Origin of the sequence: Prevotella sp. 10(H), assembly GCF_000711235.1 — a bacterium.
GTDB lineage: Bacteria > Bacteroidota > Bacteroidia > Bacteroidales > Dysgonomonadaceae > Dysgonomonas.
Genome location: NZ_JOMI01000009.1, coordinates 513,608 through 536,310, shown reverse-complemented (window position 1 = coordinate 536,310; position 22,703 = coordinate 513,608). Strand labels below are relative to the sequence as shown.

Sequence of the window (22,703 nt, the reverse complement as noted above, 5' to 3'; positions counted from 1 at the left end):
TATGATAAATAAAATTTAACTTTGTAACATATAATATAAACATAAAAACTAAAATCTTATGGCAAAAATAGCTAAGAAACTGACAGATTTGATAGGTAACACTCCATTACTGGAGTTGTCTAACTATAATAAAAAACATGGGCTGGAAGCGCATGTAATAGGTAAACTGGAGTACTTTAATCCTGCATCGAGCGTAAAGGATCGTATTGCCAATGCCATGATAGAGGATGCTGAAGCATCAGGTGTACTGAAACCCGACAGCGAACTGGTGGAACCGACAAGCGGGAACACAGGTATAGGACTGGCATTCGTAGCAGCAGCTAAGGGTTATAAACTGACCCTGACTATGCCGGAAACCATGAGTATAGAGCGTCGCAACCTGCTCAAGGCATTAGGTGCCAATATAGTGCTTACTCCCGGCCCCGAAGGGATGAAAGGAGCGATAGCAAAAGCCGAAGAAATGCAACGTGAAAATCCTAAAGTTGTTGTTCTACAACAATTTGCCAATCCGGCCAATCCGGCTATACACAGGAAAACTACCGCCGAAGAAATTTGGAAAGATACAGACGGGAAAGTCGATATCTTCGTAGCCGGTGTAGGTACAGGCGGTACAATAAGTGGGGTAGGTGAAGTTCTGAAAAAATATAAACCCGACGTAAAAATCGTGGCTGTAGAACCAATCGATTCTCCCGTATTATCGGGTGGAAAAGCGGGGCCTCATAAGATACAGGGCATCGGGGCAGGATTTGTACCTAAGACTTACGATTCGGTAGTAGTAGATGAGATAATACAGGTAAGCAACGATGATTCTATCCGAACCAGTCGCGAGCTTGCCCGCGAAGAAGGTTTGCTGGTAGGTATATCATCGGGAGCAGCAGCATATGCCGCTACCCAGCTTGCTAAAAGACCGGAGAATAAACACAAAAATATAGTGGTTATTCTTCCTGATACCGGAGAGCGATATCTGTCTACAGTATTATATGCATTTGAAGAGTATCCACTTTAATTATATCCGATTGTTTTGTTTTGAGTAGGTAATCAGTATATTAAGTTAGGCTGATTACCTTTTTAAGATAGATAAATAAGTAAATGATTTATCTATATAGGGGTTCTTTGCCTATCGTTCTTTGAAAACAATAAAGAGTAATTAAAGCGAGAATAAAAAGGAGAGAAATATGTTACTTTTGTTACCTTTTAACAATATATGGTTAATGAATGTGAAATACTTCGATTAGATACAAGTAATCGGGTAAACAAGTAGACGAGTCTTTCAACTCGTATCTCGTTTACTTGTCAACTGAAATTTCCGTTACTTTCGTTACTTTTTAACTATATATCGTTAATATATGTAAATTTAATTTGACTAATAAAAATGAGTAATTATAAATTTGAAACGCTGCAAGTACATGCAGGTCAGGAAAAAGATTCGGTAACGCACTCACGTGCTGTACCGATATATCAGACTAGTTCATATACTTTCGACGATGCGCAATACGGAGCCGATTTGTTCGGATTGCGTAAGTTCGGAAATATTTATACACGCCTGATGAATCCGACAACGGATGTCTTCGAAAAACGCATTGCTGCACTTGAGGGAGGGGCATCAGCTTTGGCTACATCTTCGGGACAATCGGCGCAATTTATTGTACTGAATAATATATTATCAGCCGGGCATAACTTTGTCACTACCTCGCATCTCTATGGAGGCACTTATAATCAGTTTAAGATTCAGTTTAAACGTTTAGGGGTCGAAGCACGTTTTACGCCCGATGATGAGCCTGCGTCATTCGAGAAGCTGATAGACGATAAGACAAAGGCAATCTATCTGGAGACAATCGGCAATCCCGATCTTAATATCCCTGATTTTGAAGCGATAGCTGCAATTGCAGATAAGCATGGTATTCCTCTTATTGTGGATAATACCTTCGGAGCCGGAGGTTATATATTCCGTCCATTGGAGCATGGCGCTACCATTGTAGTGGAGAGTGCTACAAAGTGGATAGGCGGACATGGAACTTCTCTCGGTGGAGTGATTGTCGACAGTGGTAAGTTTAATTGGGGTAACGGCAAATTCCCTGAATTCACCGATCCGTCGGAAAGTTATCATGGTTTGGTATTCTGGGATGTCTTCGGAGCGAATGGGCCATTCGGTAATATTGCATTCACTATTCGTGCCCGCGTGGAGGGCCTTCGTGATTGGGGGAATACGATCAGCCCGTTCAACTCCTTCCTTCTGTTGCAAGGGCTGGAAACATTGTCTTTACGGGTAGAGCGCCATGTGGAAAATGCACTGGCTATTGCCCAATGGCTAGAACAGCATCCAAAGGTGGAATACGTGAATTATCCGGGCTTGGAAAGCAGTAAGTACCATAGTTTGGCTAAGAAGTACTTCAAACGCGGATTTGGCGGTGTACTATCTTTCAAAGTAAAAGGGGGAGGGGAAAATGCCGATAAGGTGATCAACTCTCTGGAACTGATAAGCCATCTGGCGAATGTAGGCGATGCGAAGTCCCTTATCATCCACCCGGCAGCAACTACTCACGAACAGTTATCTGACAAAGAAAAGGTTGCAACAGGGGCAATTCCCGGATTGTTGCGGCTATCGGTAGGTATTGAAAATATTGATGATATAAAAGCTGATCTGGAGAAAGCTTTAGCGAAGATATAAAACAGAAAAGAGGTTGATTATATCAATCAGCCTCTCTTCCTATATCTTATATTCAGAACTAGTCAGTAATTCCCAGTTTGGTTTTAACCATTTTGCTGGCATCGATAGCGTTCGAGCCAATGTGTAAAAGAGTAGCTGCATCGAGGATATATACATAATTATTCTCGTCGCCTACATCTTTTATAGCTTGTCTCATTTTCTGTTGAAGAGGTGTAAGCAATGTCTGTTGCTCTTTCTCATATTCAGTCTGACTTGTCTGGATAAAGTTTTGGTATCTGTCTCTCAATCCGTCTAACTGAGTTTGCCTGTCAACAATAACGCTTTCAGTAAGGTTGGTTGTATCTTTCTGAAATTCTTCAACTTTCTTAGTATATTCTGCTTCTATTGCAGCAGCGTTCTTTTTGATAGTTTCACTTTTAGCAGCCAGTTTTGTTTCAACATCTTTCAATTCCGGCATTTTAGAGAAGATCTCATTTGCATTGATATAAGCAATTTTATCTTGTGCAAAGATCGACATTGGCACTATTACAATAAGTAACAGGATTAGCTTTTTCAACATAGTTATAAGTTCTTTTAAGTGGTTAATTCTATATTATGCGACGACAAATATAAATAATTATTTTGAATATCCGAGTTTTGCAAGAACTTCATTACTAATGTCAATCCTCGGAGAAGCGAAAATAACGCTCTCGGCCGAAGACCTGTCCAGCACCAGTTGGTAACCTTTTGCCTCTGATATTTCTTTTATCGCATTATATATATCATCCTGAATAGGCTTTACCAAAGCTTCTCTTCTTTTAAAAAGCTCTCCTTCAGGACCAAAATACTTTTTATTGAGTTCTTGAAGGCTTTTTTCCTTCTCTACTATTTCGTTCTCCCTTTTAGTCTTTTGCTCAGCAGATAGGAATACCAGATCGGTCTGATATTGTTTGTACATATTCTTTACGTCCGCCTGTACCTTCTCTACTTCGCCCTGCCATTTCTTTGACATTACGTCAAGTTGTTCCTGTGCAGTTTCGTAGCTACTGATGTTCTTTAATATATATTCCATATCTATCAGGGCAAACTTTTGAGCATAGCTGCCGGCAGTAACCCCGATAAGTAATGTAAATAGCAATAGTATCTTTTTCATAACTGTTAATTTTTTGGTGATATATATTAGACACCCAGTTTATGCTTTTGTTTATTCGCGCTTGTATAAATAATGTTAATTTGCGAATATTTAGAATTCCTGACCAATGATAAAGTGGAACTGGCTTCCGCTCCTGTCGCGTGAAGAAGTAAGTATATTACTCTCAATCGGGTCGAATCCATATGCCCAGTCTATACCCATTAATCCGATCATCGGAAGCATAATACGTGCGCCTACTCCGGCAGAACGTTTCAAACTGAAAGGATTGAAATCTTTCAGGTCATTCCATGCATTACCTGCTTCAACAAATGTAAGCAAATAGATAGTAGAAGACGGTTCCAATATGAGTGGATATCTTAGTTCCAGAGCGAGACGTGAGTAAGCACTTGCCTGTGTTCCCAATGCTCCGTTTTCGTAACCGCGCAAACCGATTGTTTCGGTAGCATATGTACTTGAATATCCTGACATACCGTCACCTCCGACATAGAATGTTTCGAATGGAGATTTCTTATTTTTATTGAAGTATCCCACAAATCCGTATTCGGCACGGGTCATCAATACTGGTGTCTTCTTGGTATCGTATAGTGAAGTAAAGGTCTTAGCCTTAAATTTCCATTTGTGGTATTCTATCCATTTAAACTTTTCACCCGGCTCGTAGCCATTGTCGTCACGTTTCATATTTGCATAATCTTTCCCATCAAAAGCAGAGAATGGAGGGGTGACTTGCAAACTCAAAGAGATATCTGTTCCCCGGCGTGTATATATAGGGTTGTCGATAGAGCGCCTGTTTAATGAAAGGTTCAGACTCAAACTATTACAAACACCATCCTTAACTATAAAGTATGCCCAGTCTTTCATCCGGTACATCTGGTAAGATAGCTCGGCTTGTACGAAGAAATAATCATCCGGCCAGCTTAAACGCTTACCATAACCTACAGAGGCCCCTATCATCTGAATAGACTTATTCGGGTCGGCTGCAAAACTATAGTCTCCGTATCCGCTGTTGCCATAACCACCATAGCCACCATAACCATAGCCGTAACCGTAGCCATATCCATAGCCATAGTTATTGTTTATATAACGGCTATTAATATCGGTTTGTCTTGAATAAGACAGTCCCACAGACAGAGAGTTCGGACGCTTACCTCCAAACCAAGGGTCCATGAAAGATACATAGTATGATTGATAGAATTTAGCATTTGTCTGCGCACTCAATGTAAGCGTTTGTCCTTCACCCTGAGGTATGATACCTTTATATGATTTAGGATTCAACAAGTTTTTTAGTGAGAAGTTGGAGAACTTCAGACTTAATTTACCGATGATACCCGTTTGACCCCATCCGGCAGAGAATTCGACCTGGTCGTTTGCTTTGGATACTAACGGTAAGCTGATATCGACTGTTCCCGATTCAGGGTCAGGCACAATACCCGGATTCAGATTTTCAGGGTCGAAGTGACCAGTTTGGGCTATTTCCCTGAGTGAACGAACAATATCGTCACGACTGTATAGTGCACCCGGCTTAACCCTTAATTCGCGACGAACAACATCTTCATATACACGGTCATTTCCCGAAATGCTTACTTTTCTGATAGATGCTTTAGGTCCTTCCATGATACGAATCTCGAGGTCGATAGAGTCGTTATCTATATTGACTTCAACAGGGTCGGCGTTCGAGAATATATATCCGTGATTTTGATAAAAGTAGTTCATCACAGATTCTTCATTCATCGTTAGCTGTTCTGTCAGTTTTTTCTGGTTATAAACATCTCCGGGCTTCATATTCAGTACCTGCTGAAGCTGCCATGTCGGATAATGCGTATTCCCTACCCATTTGATATCTTTAAGGAAGAACTGTTTTCCTTCTTCTACCTTAATTTCAATATCAACTTTTTCAGGTTTTTGAGGATCTGAATATACAGTGTCCCATGTGATAACTGCATTACGGTATCCCAATTCATTATATTTCTCAATCAATAACTCTTTATCCTCCTCATAGCTTTCGGATACAAATTTGGTTGAGCGAAGGAAATTAGCCAGCCATGAGCGCCAGTTGCTTTTATGACGAGTCTTCTTCATTGCTTTTTCGAGTGTTCTGGCTTTAACTTCGGTATTTCCTTCGAATGTTATTTTGTTAACCTTTGTCTTGTTTTTCTTTGTAACATCAATGTTCAATATGACATGATTCTCCTTTGATAAGTCCGGTTTTTCAGTCAGGGAGATTTCGGCTTTGGTAAAACCTTTTTCATCGAAATATTTCTTTATGATAGTCCTTGCCCTATCCATCTGATTAGGAGTAACCTGCAGGTTCTTCACCATGCCGATTTTTGCCTCGATGTCCTGACGTTCACCTTTCTTCATCCCAGAATAAACAATGTCGGATATACGCGGACGTTCTTTCAGGTTTATTTCTATCCAGATCTTGTTCCCTTCGATTTTGGTAGCCATAATCTTTACATCCGAGAATAATCCCTGTCTCCAGAAACGTCTTACTGCATTTGTTATCTCAGCCCCGGGTATTTCAATTTTATCGCCTACCTGCAACTGCGCAAACCCGAATAATGTATAATCTTCATACATCGGATTGACAATACCTGAAAGCTTCAGATCTGCTATTTCATACTTTTTACTGGTATTGTATGAAATCACCGGCAGGCTATCTACATTTGCCTGTAAGGCTTTATTCACTTCGTTGAGCTCTGCAGAAGTGTCTGCTACCTGAGCCTTAGTGCTCATAGATATGGAGCAGAGGAGAATGAATAGAAAAAATAAACTTCTTTTGAACATATTTTGTCGAGTGGTTACTTTCTAATATCTGATTTTGGTTTGAGTCAAATAGTTAATATTTAGATACTGCAATCAGGGTTTACCTGATATTTGTTCGCTCGTTTTTCCAAAACGTCTTTCCCTGTTCTGGAAATCAATAATTGCCTTGTATAAGGATTCTTCTTTAAAATCGGGCCACAACTCATCGGTAAAATAAAGTTCCGAATATGCTATCTGCCAAAGAAGAAAGTTGCTTACGCGAAACTCCCCCCCTGTTCTTATCAATATATCGGGATCAGGAATACCTTTCGTTCCCAGATAAGAACCTATGAGTGTTTCATTTATATCGTTTGCATCCAATTGTCCTGATTTTACATCTGCAGCTATATCCTTCATTGCCTTTGTCAGTTCCCACTTCGAAGAATAACTCAGAGCCAGAATAACTGTTGTACCAGTACATACCGATGTAGTCTTGAGACAATAGTCGAGTGCATTTCTTGTATCTTCCGGCAGGCGATCGATATCACCGATAACTTTTACCCTTACGTTGTTTTTAACCAGTTCGGGTGTTTCGTTTGCTACAGCCTGCACCATCAATGCCATAAGAGCCTTGACCTCTTCTTCGGGACGCTTCCAGTTTTCTGTAGAAAATGTATAGAGTGTAAGGTAAGCGACCTGCGCTCTGGATGCACCTTCTATGGCCCTGCGAACAGCAGCTATACCTTCTTTGTGTCCGAATGTCCTGTCCAGATTTTGTTTTTTAGCCCATCGCCCGTTACCGTCCATAATTACGGCAATATGCTTGGGTATCCGTCCTTTATCTATTTGGTCAAGATATGACATTTGTATTTAGTTTATATTTCTAATCAATATTCAGGCAAGGACATACCCTCGCTCCGAAATCCCAGGTTAAAGTTATCATAGTAAGGGAATACCAGTCATTGTTTTTAAAGATATTGCCCTTTATTTTATATGGCTCTTCAAGTTCCAGACTTTGCCCTTTCTTGGTTACATCGAACGAGTCGCTGAACAACTTCCTGAAAGAGAATTCAAAGCCTAAATTCAATCTGTCCCTTAATTTATATTTAACCCCAACGCCTAAGGGAATATTTACATCAAAAAACGTCTTCTCACCGGAGCCTAAGGTAGCGCCTATACCAGTAAAGATATACGGCGATATCCGTTTTGCTCCGAGATAACCAAACTTATCACTGTAATTGAAGAAGTTAAATTCAATTTGGGTGCCTAGTTCGTAAAACATCCTGCTAAAAGAAGTTTCTCTTCCAAACGGGAATTTGTTTCCCGAATCGCGGGTATCATCCGATACTTTCCCAATTACAAAGTTACTCTTCACTGACCATCTGAGGTCTATATTGTATCTGAATATAGCACCTGCAGATAAGCCCGGGTTCTGATATAGTTTAGTCTTATTGGCATCCCCCATATAAAAAGAGGTTCCTGCCATTCCTCCTATCTCAAATTTATAATCATCTTGCGCTTTAAGTTCGATGAAAGAGAAGAAAGAACAGATAACAACCAATAGTAAGGTATATAATATCTTTCTTTTACTCATTGTATCAATACATTGTTTCTCTTTATAACGCAAGAAACAGGACTTAAAGTATACCGGAATAACTCCGAATTTACTTTTTGGCTTTGAGTTTGTTCAATCTGCCGGTCCAAACCTCGACAACAGGATTAGTGCCCGAATCACGTATTCCGCCGAATACCCAGATAAAGTTGTCACTATCTACAATTACCGATTGACCGTGTGCTACCGGCATAAACAGGTCTACTTTTTCCACACTTGGAGCCTTTATCCATTTATATCCGTAACTTACCGTTTTATACAGCTGGTTTCCGGTTAAGGCATACATATAACCATCATAAAGGAAAGTTGATATGCCGGCCTTTTTAGGAAACGTCGGATTTGATTGGTTCGAAATAACCTCTAATATATTTTTATCAGTCGTCTTAAGAGACCATGTTTTAGCATAATTTGCAGAACTTGCGCCTCCCGTAACAGCAAGTATACAGTTGTTCAGATTATTCCTGTCATAATTCGTAACGGATGAATAACCGGAAAGAGGAAAGTCTTCATTCACTTTACCTTTCACTAATATTGTCTGCATATCTCTGGTCTTGGCAAAATGCGGACCGTCCGCCTCATTAGTTATGATAAGGAGCGAATCGGTTTCAGCCTTTGTTGTTGGCAATACGCCGATAATGTTTGTGACTGCTACAGCATCGTTCTTTTTGCTCCAGTTTGTACCGTTGATATCGGCTACATAACCCTTACCATCGTTAACAGCAAAGAACTTATCATTGAAGAAAATTATACTTTCAAGATTAAGTTTAGATGCATTCAATCCCGATACATTCTGGCGTGTGTAAGCCAAAGTACCTTCTTGCGTTGCAGGTTTATCGGCAGTATAGAGATATACATTATCGCCTGTGGTGATAAAGGTATAGAATGTATTATTAACCAACAATGTCTTTTGATTGCTTATAGTAGTCGGATAACCTGTTGTTGTCTTGGGTCTCCATACCATGGTATCAGGATTTTCCTGATGTATCAGGATTTTTACTGTATAAATCCTAGGTGATTCCTGCCCATTCTGAGGAGAAAGACTAAATTTAGGGTAAAGATATGTAGAAAAATCAACAGAATCGGTTGCATTCCAATCCACTATCGAATCCTTAGGATATATCAGCTGAAATTTACTAATTGTACTCGGAAATGCTACAGTAGCCAAACACTTTCTCAAAACAGTGCGGTAAGGCAGCGAATCGGGATTGTAGATAAGAAGGCCTTGTTGATCTATCGCGAAACGAGTCTTGGCCAAAGCAGGATAATTGATAGTATCGATTGCCGTAAATGGCTTTGCATCTATTTTGAAGCTATATATCTGGGCATCACCCGAAAGGCTGCCGGTAGTGTATTCTGTATCGCTGCTGTTACAGGAACTCAATGCAAAGACAGAAATAATTACGAACAATAGCTTAGTAATTGGCTTCAATTTCATTAGTTTAAACAGATTTATTCAATATCAATGTGCAAAAATAGAAAGAATTTCGGCTTACACCTCAACAAATCTAATATTTATAAAATTTTATAGTTATCCGGATTGCTTAAATGCAGCTGTCGCGACGAGCCCCAACTCCTCTCTTCAACAGTATTTCCTTCAATCCGCGGAGCTTTTACTCCCTTACCGAAACATATAGACGATGTTTCTATATATGCTTCGTCCCACATCTTTCTGTCTATAAGGCTCTGTAATAATTCGCATCCCCCTTCTACAAGAACTGAGTGAATCTTACGGCTCCTCAAATCACAGAAGATATTATCAAAGAGATTCTTTCCGAAGTCTGTCCGGATATAAATAACGTTGTCCGATGTATTTTCGTATATCTTCTCTGTAAAAACAATCGTCTGTACCCTACCATCGAATATATTATACGATGTGGGAATCCTTCCCTGCCTGTCCAGAACAATCCTTACAGGATTCTTTCCGTACCAGAAACGGGTAGTGAGCGACGGATTGTCTTTTACTGCCGTATTAGTCCCTATCTTAATAGCTCCGACTTCCGCTCTTTTTTTATGCACAAGAATACGAGAGAAATCGTTCGAGATAGGGGTTGGCTGCGGCTGTTCGTTTTCGTTCCGTTCCTTATCGATAAATCCGTCCTGAGTCTGCGCCCATTTCAGGTATATATACGGACGGTTTTGCGTTTGAGCGGTAATAAATTCCTTATTCAGATGCCATGCCTCTTTTTCCAATACTCCCATAGTCACTTTTACCCCGGCATCTTGCAACATCTTTATTCCTCTGCCTGATACAGCAGGATAAGGATCGAGACAAGCAATTACTGCTTCGGGTATTCCGCTGTCGATAATCAGTTGTGCGCAGGGAGGCGTTTTTCCGTAGTGGGAACAAGGTTCGAGAGAAACATAGATAGTGGATTTCTTCAACAGTGATTTATCCTTCACACTATCTATGGCATTCACCTCGGCATGCGGCTTCCCATACTGACGGTGATAACCCTCTCCTATGATTTTACCATTATGTACTATGACGGAACCTACCATTGGATTGGGGCTTGTATAGCCTCTTCCGTTTTGGGCAAGCTGCAGGCAACGATGCATGTATTTCTCGTCTATAGTCATACTGTTAAGTTTCTACAAATTGAGAAACGCAATTATCATAAGTATATTTTATTTTAACTGTTTTTTCTTAAAGCCTATCTTGCAGCAATTACCTCTATTTCTACCATTGCTCCTTTGGGCAGATCCCTTACAGCAAAAGCCGAACGGGCAGGGAATGTTCCTGTGAATTGCGTTTCATATACTTCATTCATCCCTGCAAAGTTTGCAATGTCGTTAAGGAATACGGTAACTTTAACGATATTATCCATTGTTAAGCCGACTTCATCTAGTATTGCCTTTATATTTTTGAATGACTGTGTGGTTTGCTCCCTGATATCTTCGGCTGGAAAATCTCCTGTTGCAGGATCGACAGGCAGCTGCCCCGAAACAAATACAAATCCGTTGGCTTCTATTGCCTGACTGTACGGGCCTATTGCCGCAGGGGCATTTTCAGTTGCTATAACTTTTTTCATCGCTTCTGTTTTTAAAATTATATTTTACTTCAAACCTTTTTGACGGATGACTTCATATATCAATACTCCGGCTGCTACAGACACATTCAGTGAACCGATAGTCCCGAATTGCGGTATTTTTACCAGATTATCCGCGATGCGCAGATTGTCATTCGATACTCCTGTATCTTCAGCGCCCATAACGAAAGCCACAGGGCCTGAATAATCCACGTCTGTATACATGTCTGCTCCCCGTTCGGTAGCTGCTACGATTTTGATGCCGCTATTTTTCAGGAACTGGATAGCCTGCGTCAGATTTTGCTCCTTGCAAACAGGGATTTTAAGCAATGCTCCTCCTGATGTTTTCACTGCATCGGCATTCACGGTCACGCTTCCTTTTGCTGGAATGACAATGGCATTCACACCCGCCACTTCGCAAGTACGGGCAATAGCACCGAAGTTGCGAACATCGGTTATGCCGTCAAGCACCAAAACGAAAGGGTCTTTCCCGTTTTCATAAAGGAACGGTACAATATCTTCTATTTTCTCGTAGGTAATAGCCGACAGGAAGGCAATCACTCCCTGATGATTTTTACGTGTAAAACGGTCTAGACGCTCATTCGGCACACGTTGTACAGGTATATCGTGCGACTTCAATAGCGTCAGCAACTCTTTCGACAAATCGCCTTGCAATTCCCGTTTAATAATTACCTTATCTATTTCTTTTCCGGCTTCTACGGCTTCTATTACAGCACGTATGCCGAAAATCATTTCTTTTTCTTTCATTCTCTGTTTATTATTGGCGAACAAAGATACTGCAACTAAGGGTAATATGAAAACGATATGCAGTTCATTTATGTTCTATCCTTTAAATTAGGGTTATTCCCTATTGTATTGATCTGAGTTTATGAAATACGGAGTTCCGGAAGAACAACAAAATCAGAGAAGTATAAAATACACTATTTCGCTTCTTCTAACTTTGTTATTGTTTCACTTATCATATTCGAACTATGCTTACACGCGGCTGGAAGCATATAAGGGGCACTTATACGGGTATAATATTTATGTATGGGTACATTTTTCAATAGTTCCTCATCAGGCAATAACCAAAGATCATATAACGAGCGAAGTTCAACCTCTTTTCTAATTTCATCTGTCTTCATTTGCATAAATGAGTCAAATGTTTCTTTGAATTCAGCTAATCTGGCGTATGTTTCCCATATCGTAAGTAATAGCTTTTTATCTTTTACCAAACGCATGTTACCGGAAGTCTTAAACATATCAAAAGCATCGGTCTTGATATTAATTGAAGCAACTTCTAAATAAAAAGGGGCATAGAATCTGATTGTATCCGCATTTAGTGACTTCATATCGTGCGACCGCAGATAGTCGGCATATTTGACCGAGGGTTGCAATCGTTTTACGGTTGAGTCGAGCATGCTTTTGTTCTCTTCCAACTCCAGCTTTATGGTATCCAGATAAAGAGCCATATCTCTTCGTTCGTTATTGCCGGTAATCCAATAGCTTGCAGCTAACGTGATAGCCACACCTATTACAACTACAGAAACATCTAATAAATATTTTCTGATTTTCTCAAATGATATGTTTATTTTAGCCATAGTATATTGTATTTCTTTATTTCAAAATATTGCTTATGAATTCACTGTCTGTATATTGCCCATAAAGCTAAGAAATATTTTCTGGTTTATCATTTACATATATTAACAATATATAGTTAAAAAGTAACGAAAGTAACGGATTTTACAGTTAGCAGTGAACAGTTATCAGTTAACAACACCTCTTTGCGTCCTTGCGTTTTTGTGAGATACAATGTTAAAAGGTAACAAAAGTAACAGAAATCAATTAGTAATTAACAATTAATAGTTGTGTAACTCGTAACTGCCGTAGGGCGAAGTAACTGTAAATACTATATTATTCAAAGAACGATAGGCATACAGCCTCCTATATAGATAAATCTATAGTATAAATATCATACACTGTAGCCCGCGCACCGAATCCTTCTTTCTGATGTATGAGGCTCTCATTCAGATGCCAACCGTTGTTTTCGGTAGAGGTGCCATAATCAAAATATAGTTTATCTCCGGATGCCGAATTTATAATATGGTCTATAACTAAATCCACAGCTCCCAGATTTTTACCCTCTTCGGTTGCAGCCACATACTGCACATGAATAACCTTGTCGGTCTCGAACACAACACAGCCTGATAAGCAATTATTATCTGCATCCGTCACCGTAAATAAATGTATATTGTCAGGGAATTTCTCTTTTAGATAATTGATTTCTTTCAGTGTATGAACAGGCTTCGTATTGTATTTTTCTTTCAGATTAGAAGAAAGGATTTCCCAGAAACAGAAAAAATCACAGGATTTATTAATTACTAATCCATTCTTCTGTGCTTTTTTCAATCCGCGCCTGCGTTGTTCAGAATATGCAGTTTTATCGGGTAATAAAATAGTAGAAGAGATATTCCGTGTACTGACTACAGCCTTATGTCGGAAAAGCGCGTATAAATCTTCTTCTGCCGGAAATTTATGATAGATATGCGGAACAGCTTTATAAACAATCTTCTGTATTCCCTGATGCCGGAAAGTTGTAGTCAGATATCTGAATATAGTTAGCACATTGGCTGCTGTCGCCTTTTCTCCCATAATAAGCCCGCCGTATGTGAGTCCGCGGTGCGAATAATATACCTTGTCTTCGATATGTCCGGGCAATAAGGCGATAAGATTATCACCCGAATAAAACATCAGAGAGTAATCCTCAAAGCGTTTGCCATGATACTCTATAAAATCCCTGTAGAAAAGGAAAGTACCATTTCTTGAATTCCGGACAAAATCGTCCCAGATATTTTTGTTCTCGGGAGTATACAATTTAATTTTCATGCTGACGGTATTTTAAGAAGTCCGGATAGGCATTAATGTAATTATCTTTATCATATATATCCGAAGCCAGTGCCAGACAAACAGTTCCCGATGCATAATTCCTTTCGGTTGCCCATATGCCGGGAGGTATATAAAGTCCGTAGTCGGGGCTGTCGAGTAATATAGTCTTCCTGTTTACCCCATCATCCAGCTCCACTTCAAAACTACCATTGGCGGCAACCAGTACTTCATGGCAAAGTTTATGGGCATGCATTCCTCTGACTTTCCCGATTGGTATATCATAAATATAAAATATACGTTTAACATCGAAAGGTAGATTGTTGGCACTATTGCCTATACCATTCTCAATTTCCGGCAATTTAATAAGGGAACAATCTTCTACTGTATAAGATTTTGGCTTAAGATCAGCAATATGACTATTTTCATTAACGGCATCTGAAGTAATAATCAGACAGACGGCATCAGATGAAAAATTTTCAATTGAAAAAGAAAGCTTCTCCGGTATGTAAAATGATGTGTTTGGATGATCGAGTGTATAGCGATGCTTTTCTTCTCCGTCACTAATTAGTATTTCGAAATTTCCGGAAAGGGAAATAATAAGCTTTCGCAGTGGTTCAGATTTATGGTCTTCCCATTTCTGTCCTTTACCGATATTATATATCCAGCAAGTACGACCAATGGAAAATGGAATATGCCTGCCGGCCTCCATAAAAGAAAGGTTTCCTCTACGGTCTGTAATCTGGGGCAATTCGATAAACCGTTCTTTTTCCATAGTATTTAAGTATTAATTACCGCAGCCAAGGCTCGGGATTCAGCTTCTTGGTTCCCTGCCATAGCTGAAAATGTATCTGGGACTGACCTGTATCGGTGTCGGTATAGACTTTGCCTAACGATTGCCCGGTTTTGACTTTTTCGCCCTGCTTTACATATATCCCCTGTATGTTTCCATAGAAAGTATAATAATTCCCGTGACGGATGATAATACAGGTATTGTATCCCGGTATAGCGGCCACATATGTTACTTCTCCGTCGAATACGGCTTTTGCTTCTGCACCCGATTGCGATTGTATATCGATACCACTACTGGATGTAGTTACAAACTGACTATGCTTATGGGAGCCGAAACGCGTGGTAATGGAATAATTTCCTGTAATCGGATACGGCAATCTGCCCTTATTTGATGCGAAATTATTGGATAGCGCCACATTTTCGGTGGTGACGGGTGCAGCTGGTTTCGTAGAAGCTTTTCCACTACTTTTGCTCGAGCCTGATTTAGCTTTTGCTTTAGCCGCTGCTTCTGCCGCAGCCTTAGCTTTAGCTGCTGCAATACGCTTGGCTTCCCTTTCTTGTCGGGCGACCTCTTCTGCTATCAGACGGGCTATTTGCCTGTCGAGGGCTTCTGCCTGCTGACGCTTCTGGGCTAATATTTTTTGCAGGTCTTTTTGCTTTTCCTGCGCTTCAGTTACTTCTTTTTTATAATTGACTTCTTCCAGCCTCAGATTCTCCTGTTCAGTAGTTCGTTGGCCGAGCAAAGCGGTCTTGGCAGCTTTTGCTTTTGCCAACGCCTCTTTGCGTTCTTTTAACTTTACGCTTTTGTCTTTGATTTCAGTTGCCTGCTGTTGCCTCCATTCCGAGTAGTCGCGCAGATAACGCAGTCTGCGATATGATTCTGTTAGTGAGCGACCCGATAAAACGAACAGTATTTTATTTTCACTTTGGCGATTCTGGAGCATTCCGTCTATCGCTTTTGCATAATTTGACTGTTTGCTTTTAAGTTCGGATTCAAGGATGAGGACTTCCGATTCTATATTTTTTTGTTCAGCATCTATACCATTTATCTCCTGATTTAAGAGATCCAATACTTTCTGCCGTGAAAACATCTGGTTGGATATAAGCTGAATTCTACTTAGTAAGGTACTGGTGCTTTTCTTTGTCTCTTTCAGGATTTTGTCCGTATTGGATATATCGCGTAAGGCATTCTTCCGCTGTTGCTCCAATTGTTTTATTTTATTATTTTGAGCAAAGGAAGAAATACTGAGTAAGAGAACAAACAAAAGAACTAGTGATCTCATTTCTTTTTAATATAAGCTCCTATTAAATCGGAAAAATCAACTTTGGTATATCTCGATGATATTGAATTGTCTATGTTAAAAGGTTTATTTACCTCCAGCTTATCATAAGTTATATTGATATCGAGGCGTTTCTTGGCAACATCCACTTTGGCCTGCATATTTGTCGGGTATACCAGACTGTTATCTTTTATAAAGTCGGTATATGACCATTGTATTGTCACTTTTTTCTTCTCGTTGTATATCAATGTAGACACGACATGGTTAGAAGCATCTACTGCAAAATTATATAATAAATCGCTTTTTCCTTTAGTTTGCAGCATATATGTTTCATCGGTAGCAGAGATATTATACTTTTGAAAGTCTTTCTGCTGCACTTCCTGTTTTCCCGGAAGGAATAATTTATTGGTAAACAATGCCTGAAGATTATAAAAGTTGAAATCGAAATTAGCAATAACTTTCGAATCTGAAAAGCGTTCGGCAATATATTGCTTTTTCATGCGGTCTATCATTATAATACTGTCAGGAGTAATGGTAAAGCGCATAGCTTCACCTCCCAGAATAGGGATACGGATAGACACCTGCAGAATACTGTCTTTTACCATTTTGAATACAGCCGGCGCTTTCTGTGAAGAATTTCCTATCTTAAATTCGATATTGCCTTTTGTAGTGATTGTCCTGTATTGAACTTCGGAACTTAAGGCATCCTCAATAATCTGATTATGCTCTTTCGGTTGTAAAGCACCACCTGTAACAATCGTCTTCTTAGACTTACAACTGCTACCGAAGAATATTGCAGATGCAATAAACACGAATAACAATATTCTACCTGATCCTTTTATATTCATAGCTCAGCTATATATGTTTTTGTTTCTATTTTCTTTTCAAGGGTTTTCGACTTGCTGTCACCCTTTTCTTTTGCTTTTTGCCAATATTCGAGCGCTTTTTCCGGCTCGTCGGTTTTATATAGTACATCCCCGTAATGCTCTAATACTTCGGCGCTTATATCTTCTTTATTTTCTTCACTATACTTTATAGCGTTTTCGATATAAATCTTTGCTATCGTATAGGCTCCCTGTTCGAAAAGTACCCAGCCGTATGTATCGAGATAAGTAGGGTTCGAAGGCTCTGCCTTTACGGTTATGCTGCTCATCCTCTCGGCCTTATCGAGATTTTTCTTTATCAACGATAAATAATAGCTGTAATTATTCAATACTCCCAGATTATTCGGATCATAAGTGAGTGCCTTTTCGTAAATAACAAAAGCGCTGTCTCGTTTTTCTAACTGATAATAAAGGTCTCCTATCTGGCCGTAAAAGTCAGCTAATAACTTCGTGTTCTTTTCGTCAACGTATACCACACCGTCCTGAAGGGCAGTGAGTGCCTCCTGATAATTTTCTTTCATATATTGGGATACACCGAGATAGAAGTAAAACTGCGGCTGATCTTTGATATAAGAAAGCGCCTGTTCACAAATTTTTATAGATAGATCGATACTATCGGGAAAAGATGTAGAAAGCATCTGTTCCCAGCCTACAGGATTTGTCGGATTTGCATCGGCAAAAAGCTGATATTGAAAACGCGCGTCGTTTTTCTTATCCTGTATCATCAGCAGATTTCCGTACATCAGGTTCAGTTTCGGTTCCTGAGGATGCTGTATCATCAAAGTATCGAAAAGAGCATTAGCTGTCTGCGTATCCTTTTGCGTACGCTGCAGTGTACCTACATACTGCGCAAGTATGGACAGTTTTGTATCTATATCCATTTTAGGACTGACGAGTGCTATATGCAATTCTTCTTCAGCAGCCTCTTTATTTCCGGCTTGCTGATAATATTCAGCCATAGAAGAAATCAAATACGGGTCGTCAGGATCGATTGATTTAGCTTTGCTATACACCAGATAAGCTTCATTTTTCTTTCCTGCCTGCAGGTAAAGATCACCCAAGAGTGTATAATATTTTATTTCGGTCGGATATTTATCTATATATTTCTGTATTTCGGCAAAAGCTTGTTTCTCCTGCTTCATCATCGTATACAACTGATATTTGTGAAGGCTTATTTTTTCATTTAGCCCTGTCAGTTGTTCCAGTTTGTCGAGTGTTGATATAGCATTTTTGATATCACCATCCAGCCGATAGGCTTCTGACAGATACACATATAGTTCATTGTTATCGGGGTCTTTGGCTATCAGCTTTTCAAACTGCTGAATGGCATCGCTGTATTGTTTAAATTCGAGGCACATCGAACCGTAAGCCATATTGTAATAGTAGTTGTCGCTATCATACAGTACAGCTTTGCGGTAGTAATTGATTGCCTTGTTTTTACTTTCAAGAGAGTTATAATAATTGCCCAGTTCGTACAGTACATTGGCATTCGTGGAATCGATTGCCATACAATAACTAAGCAAATCATATGCTGCATCGTATTCATTGGATGCCTTCGCATTCATTGCCTCGTAGAAATAGTAATCGAATTTCCGCTTATCGTCATCAGACAACTTTTCAACTGTAATATCAGCTATCTGAGTATTTTGCGCGAAAAAAGGAAGATTGCCTGCTATAACGAATAAGACTAAACAAAAAACACGTATTTTTTTATACATATTAAAAATGACGTTTCTAAATTTTATTGTTTTCCGGTATGTCCGAAGCCGCCTGCCCCACGTTCGGTCTCATTTATTGCTTCAACTTTCGACCACCTCACCTGCTCGTGTGAAGCAATCACCATCTGGCAGATGCGTTCACCGTCATTTATAACAAAATCGTCGTTGGATAAGTTGACTAAAATAACTTTAATCTCGCCACGATAGTCGGCATCAATAGTTCCGGGAGAATTGAGAACTGTCAGCCCGTGCTTAAAAGCCAGTCCGCTTCTCGGGCGTATCTGCGCTTCATAACCCTGCGGCAATTCGATAAAAAGCCCTGTAGTAACAAGCGTACGCTCCAACGGCTTAAGAGTTATCGGTTCTGTAATGTTTGCTCTAAGGTCTACTCCGGCAGAATAAGGAGTTGCATATTCGGGTAGCGGATGATGCGATTTATTTATAATTTTTACTTCCATTAGGTCGACTTAGTTATTTTATTGCTGCGAAATTAGTTAAATCTTTGCAATCTACTCTGCTAATTGATAAAAATTAAGAATTTAAAATGCTAAAAGCTATTTTGTTATAAAATAAATTTCAAAAAATGTCCGCAAATTGTTTTGCAGATTAAAAAATATGTATACCTTTGCCACGCATTTGAGAGAAAATGCAACCTTTAATAAGGGCGCTTAGCTCAGTTGGTTCAGAGCATCTGGTTTACACCCAGAGGGTCGGGGGTTCGAATCCCTCAGCGCCCACAAAAAAAAATAAAGCGATTACATTAGTAATCGCTTTTTGCGTTTATATATAGAATATTGGTTTAGTGCAGTATTCTTAATTTATCTACTTACACAGACTAACAGAAGCAAAATGTTCATTTAGTTAAAATATCGTTAAATATTGAATAGGCAAAACTAAATTGAAAAGAGATGCTTTAGCCTTTGAGTATTTAAGTATTTAATTCATTCCAAAAAGATCAATAGAAATCGAATTGATGCTATGAAAGCTGGCAAAATAATTAAGATATCTTTAATATCTATCTTATCCTTGGTATTGTTGTGTGTTATAGCAATTACCCTTTTAATAAATTTTATATTCACTCCCGCTAAACTTACTCCTGTAGTTCTTGATATTGCAAATGAGTCGTTAAACGCCAAAATTGATATAGAAAGCGTCGACCTTACTTTTTTTTCTACTTTTCCCAATTTCAGTCTGCGGGTGAAGAATGGAGCTGTAGTATCAAAATCATTAAATGATACCTTATGGGGTAAAACCGATTCTCTTGTAGCTTTCAAAGAATGCCTGATATCCGTCAATACGATAGCATATATAAAAGATAATAAAATAATCATTCACAATATACTATTGGAAGATGCTTCCTTATATGCCTTTAAAAATCGTGAGGGAAAAAGTAATTGGGATATAATGAAAGCTTCATCCGATACATTGGTTGCAGAAGAAGATACTATCCAGTCTAAATTCGATAGTGAAATAGACGTCCGGAATATAGCCCTGAAAAATACAAATATCACATTTGACGACCGTAACACACGGATATACTCGCGTCTGGAAAATACAAACCTTAAGCTGAAACTATTACTGGAAAAGGAAAACTCTTCATTGAAACTGGATTTCGATAATGATAATATCATTTTCTGGCAAGAGGGAGAGTTACTGGTAAATAAAATAAAAACATCGCTTAAAACTAAAATAGATATAAACAAACCGACCCAGACTTTCACTCTCACAGATACCGAACTTTCCGTTAACGGTATAAAATTAGCGGCTAATGGTACTTTTGTCCGCGATACTATTGCTAAGCAAGTCGATGTGGATATCGAGTACGGATTGCACACCCCGTCGGTGAAGACCGTACTGGAGATGATACCGGAATCTATTATGAAGAAGATGAAAGTAACGGCAAAGGGAGAAGTCTCGGTAAAAGGAACCATAAAGGGAGCGTACGGCGAGAAGAAAATCCCTGCCGCATCGTTGAAAATCCAAATTAAGGATGCTTCCGCTAAATATTCCGGTTTAGCATACGGGATAGATCATCTTTCTACCGATTTCGATGCATATATAGATTTGATGAGGAACAAACCCTCTTATCTTAATCTGCAGATTTTCCATTTTAAAGGGGCACATACCGATATAATAGCCAGCGCCCGGGCTACCGACTTACTGACAGATCCGTATATCACTGTAAATACTAAATCTACAGTAGATATGGATGCACTGGCAAAAACATTTCCACTACAAGAAGGATTAAGTATAACCGGAAAACTGGATGCCGACCTGAATATGAAATGCCACTTATCATCATTGAAAAAGCAGGATATTGGACGTATCAAACTAATGGGTAACCTGAATCTGAACGGATTCGGATTGAAAGATACAAAGCAAGACTTCGAGTTAACGAGCAATGCTTCATTAAGATTTACCGGAGACAGCACATTGCAGGCATATGCAGACGTACGCCAACTGGTTCTTAAAAGCAAACAACTTTCATCTTCTATAGAACTTTTATCGGCACAGGTAACATCTACAAATCCACAGGATACGTCTCCGATCGTAAATCTGGAGTGCAATTTCGGACTAAGCAAATTAAAAGCAAAAGTAGGCGATACCATTAGCCTTTACAGTGGCAAAACGAGGGCTAAAGCAACTATCAGTCCGGGTAAACGGGATAAAACAAAGCCGTTGATAGGATTGAACTTCAAAACAGATTCGCTCTTTTTTCGTGCCAATCAGTCGAAACTAGGGCTTGGTGTTGCCGGATTTGATGTTCATGCCGAGAAACACAAAGATTCTATCTGGTTGCCGGAAGGTACGGTAGGCTTTGATAAATTATTCCTTTCTACACCTCATTTCGGTTTGCCGATAAGAGCAGGTAAAACAAAAGTCAGCCTCGAAAAAGGAGATATCAAGCTACATAATGCTGCTATTAGAATCGGCAAATCGAATATAACCGCAAGCGGGGCTATTTATAAACCCTACAGGGCAATGAAAAAGAAGGGTTTGCTGAAAGCCCGCCTGGATATAAATTCCGACAGAATAGACTGCAACCAATTGATCAATGCTTTGTCTATTCCGGGAGACTCTACCAACCATGATTTCTTTGTGGAGAATGAAGTACTGCCAAACGATAGCTTATCTTCTGATTTTCGTTTGTTTGTAATTCCTGAAAACATCGATTTTGAACTGAAAACGGATATAAAAAAAGTGACATATGATAAAATGCTTTTCGAAAATGTGCATGGCTGGGCAGAAATTAAGAATCAGGCAGTGCATTTGAGAGATTTAAGTATGAGAGCCCTCGATGCCGAGATGAAAACAGTCATGGTATATAAGGCGACTCAAGCGCAGGGTTATACAGGCTTCGATTTTAAAATTAAGGATATCAATGTAGGGAAACTTGTAGAATTCATTCCTTCTCTCGATACAATTGTACCTATGCTTCGTTCGTTTAAAGGTTATGTAGACTTCGATATTGTGGCCGAATCGCAACTGGATTCTTTGTTAAATATAAAAGTACCTACATTGAAGTCAGCTATAAAAATAGAAGGCGACAGCCTTGTACTTATGGATGGGGAGACTTTTGCTGAAATATCCAAGATGTTGATGTTTAAGAATAAAAAACAGAATCTGGTAGATAGTATTTCTGTAAATATCACCGTCGACAACGGAAGTGTAAATATCTATCCTTTCCTTGTGGAAATTGACCGATATAGAGCTGCGGTAGGAGGACGGCAGGGCTTGGATATGAATTTTGAGTATCATATATCCGTGCTGAAATCGCCCATTCCGTTCAAAATGGGGGTTAATATAACAGGAAACCTCGATAAGATGAAGATACGCCTTGGAGGCGCAAAATATAAAGATGCCGTTACTCCCGTCGAAATAAGAAAAGTAGATAGCACCCGCCTGAATATGGGAAATGAAATAGTCCGGAGATTCAGGCGAATGGTAAACTAAAGTATTAATCGA

19 protein-coding genes and 1 tRNA gene are annotated in these 22,703 nt (G+C 39.4%); 4 read left to right on the top strand and 16 right to left on the bottom strand.

Annotated elements, in window-relative coordinates; genetic code table 11:
- Window positions 1-58 precede the first annotated feature (58 nt).
- The gene (gene cysK, locus K348_RS0117645; RefSeq protein ID WP_029906865.1) at window positions 59-1,006 is read left to right on the top strand and encodes a cysteine synthase A; all 948 of its coding nucleotides are present in this window, start codon (window positions 59-61) and stop codon (window positions 1,004-1,006) included.
- A gap of 366 nt (window positions 1,007-1,372) precedes the next feature.
- A complete protein-coding gene (locus K348_RS0117640; RefSeq protein WP_029906864.1) occupies window positions 1,373-2,668 on the top strand; it encodes an O-acetylhomoserine aminocarboxypropyltransferase/cysteine synthase family protein in 1,296 nt (431 codons plus the stop codon).
- 58 nt (window positions 2,669-2,726) lie between these two features.
- On the opposite strand, the gene K348_RS0117635 is transcribed toward K348_RS0117640, so the two are convergent.
- The 16 genes from K348_RS0117635 to dut form a co-directional block, all read right to left on the bottom strand.
- Window positions 2,727-3,227, bottom strand: a complete 501-nt coding sequence (locus K348_RS0117635; RefSeq protein ID WP_036930769.1) for an OmpH family outer membrane protein — start codon at window positions 3,225-3,227, stop codon at window positions 2,727-2,729.
- Between the two features lie 57 nt (window positions 3,228-3,284).
- Complete coding sequence (locus tag K348_RS0117630) at window positions 3,285-3,800, bottom strand: OmpH family outer membrane protein (protein WP_029906862.1); 516 nt, start codon at window positions 3,798-3,800, stop codon at window positions 3,285-3,287.
- 90 nt (window positions 3,801-3,890) lie between these two features.
- Window positions 3,891-6,584, bottom strand: coding sequence for an outer membrane protein assembly factor (locus tag K348_RS0117625; RefSeq protein WP_029906861.1), 2,694 nt, complete (start codon window positions 6,582-6,584; stop codon window positions 3,891-3,893).
- A gap of 72 nt (window positions 6,585-6,656) precedes the next feature.
- Window positions 6,657-7,406, bottom strand: a complete 750-nt coding sequence (locus K348_RS0117620) for an isoprenyl transferase (RefSeq protein ID WP_029906860.1) — start codon at window positions 7,404-7,406, stop codon at window positions 6,657-6,659.
- A 19-nt stretch (window positions 7,407-7,425) separates the two neighbouring features.
- Window positions 7,426-8,136 (bottom strand): DUF6089 family protein, encoded by a 711-nt coding sequence (locus K348_RS0117615; protein WP_029906859.1) that lies wholly within the window; start codon window positions 8,134-8,136, stop codon window positions 7,426-7,428.
- Window positions 8,137-8,206: 70 nt separating this feature from the next.
- Entirely contained in the window at window positions 8,207-9,589 is a 1,383-nt protein-coding gene (locus K348_RS0117610) for a DUF6242 domain-containing protein (protein ID WP_029906858.1), read from the bottom strand.
- Window positions 9,590-9,666: 77 nt separating this feature from the next.
- Window positions 9,667-10,731, bottom strand: coding sequence for a bifunctional diaminohydroxyphosphoribosylaminopyrimidine deaminase/5-amino-6-(5-phosphoribosylamino)uracil reductase RibD (ribD, locus tag K348_RS0117605; protein ID WP_029906857.1), 1,065 nt, complete (start codon window positions 10,729-10,731; stop codon window positions 9,667-9,669).
- A 74-nt stretch (window positions 10,732-10,805) separates the two neighbouring features.
- Complete coding sequence (locus tag K348_RS0117600) at window positions 10,806-11,183, bottom strand: RidA family protein (RefSeq protein ID WP_029906856.1); 378 nt, start codon at window positions 11,181-11,183, stop codon at window positions 10,806-10,808.
- Window positions 11,184-11,207: 24 nt separating this feature from the next.
- Window positions 11,208-11,948 carry a 23S rRNA (guanosine(2251)-2'-O)-methyltransferase RlmB gene (rlmB, locus tag K348_RS0117595; RefSeq protein WP_029906855.1) on the bottom strand — a complete coding sequence of 247 codons (741 nt, stop codon included), beginning with the start codon at window positions 11,946-11,948 and terminating at the stop codon, window positions 11,208-11,210.
- 173 nt (window positions 11,949-12,121) lie between these two features.
- The gene (locus tag K348_RS0117590; RefSeq protein ID WP_029906854.1) at window positions 12,122-12,781 is read right to left on the bottom strand and encodes a hypothetical protein; all 660 of its coding nucleotides are present in this window, start codon (window positions 12,779-12,781) and stop codon (window positions 12,122-12,124) included.
- A gap of 343 nt (window positions 12,782-13,124) precedes the next feature.
- Entirely contained in the window at window positions 13,125-14,066 is a 942-nt protein-coding gene (locus tag K348_RS0117585; RefSeq protein ID WP_029906853.1) for a GNAT family N-acetyltransferase, read from the bottom strand.
- Entirely contained in the window at window positions 14,056-14,838 is a 783-nt protein-coding gene (locus K348_RS18635) for a WxcM-like domain-containing protein (protein ID WP_036930766.1), read from the bottom strand. Before K348_RS18635 ends, K348_RS0117585 begins: the two co-directional genes overlap by 11 nt.
- Window positions 14,839-14,854: 16 nt before the next feature.
- The gene (locus K348_RS0117575; protein WP_029906851.1) at window positions 14,855-16,138 is read right to left on the bottom strand and encodes a murein hydrolase activator EnvC; all 1,284 of its coding nucleotides are present in this window, start codon (window positions 16,136-16,138) and stop codon (window positions 14,855-14,857) included.
- Window positions 16,135-16,983, bottom strand: a complete 849-nt coding sequence (locus K348_RS0117570) for a DUF4292 domain-containing protein (RefSeq protein WP_029906850.1) — start codon at window positions 16,981-16,983, stop codon at window positions 16,135-16,137. The genes K348_RS0117575 and K348_RS0117570 overlap by 4 nt, the downstream gene beginning before the upstream one ends.
- Window positions 16,980-18,737, bottom strand: a complete 1,758-nt coding sequence (locus tag K348_RS0117565; RefSeq protein WP_029906849.1) for a tetratricopeptide repeat protein — start codon at window positions 18,735-18,737, stop codon at window positions 16,980-16,982. Before K348_RS0117565 ends, K348_RS0117570 begins: the two co-directional genes overlap by 4 nt.
- Window positions 18,738-18,760: 23 nt before the next feature.
- A complete protein-coding gene (gene dut / locus K348_RS0117560) occupies window positions 18,761-19,195 on the bottom strand; it encodes a dUTP diphosphatase (RefSeq protein WP_029906848.1) in 435 nt (144 codons plus the stop codon).
- Window positions 19,196-19,399: 204 nt separating this feature from the next.
- Here dut and K348_RS0117555 point away from each other — a divergent pair.
- Together K348_RS0117555 and K348_RS0117550 are read left to right on the top strand one after the other, a co-directional pair.
- Window positions 19,400-19,474: transfer RNA gene (locus K348_RS0117555), tRNA-Val, on the top strand.
- Window positions 19,475-19,715: 241 nt separating this feature from the next.
- The gene (locus tag K348_RS0117550; protein ID WP_029906847.1) at window positions 19,716-22,691 is read left to right on the top strand and encodes an AsmA family protein; all 2,976 of its coding nucleotides are present in this window, start codon (window positions 19,716-19,718) and stop codon (window positions 22,689-22,691) included.
- Window positions 22,692-22,703 lie beyond the last annotated feature (12 nt).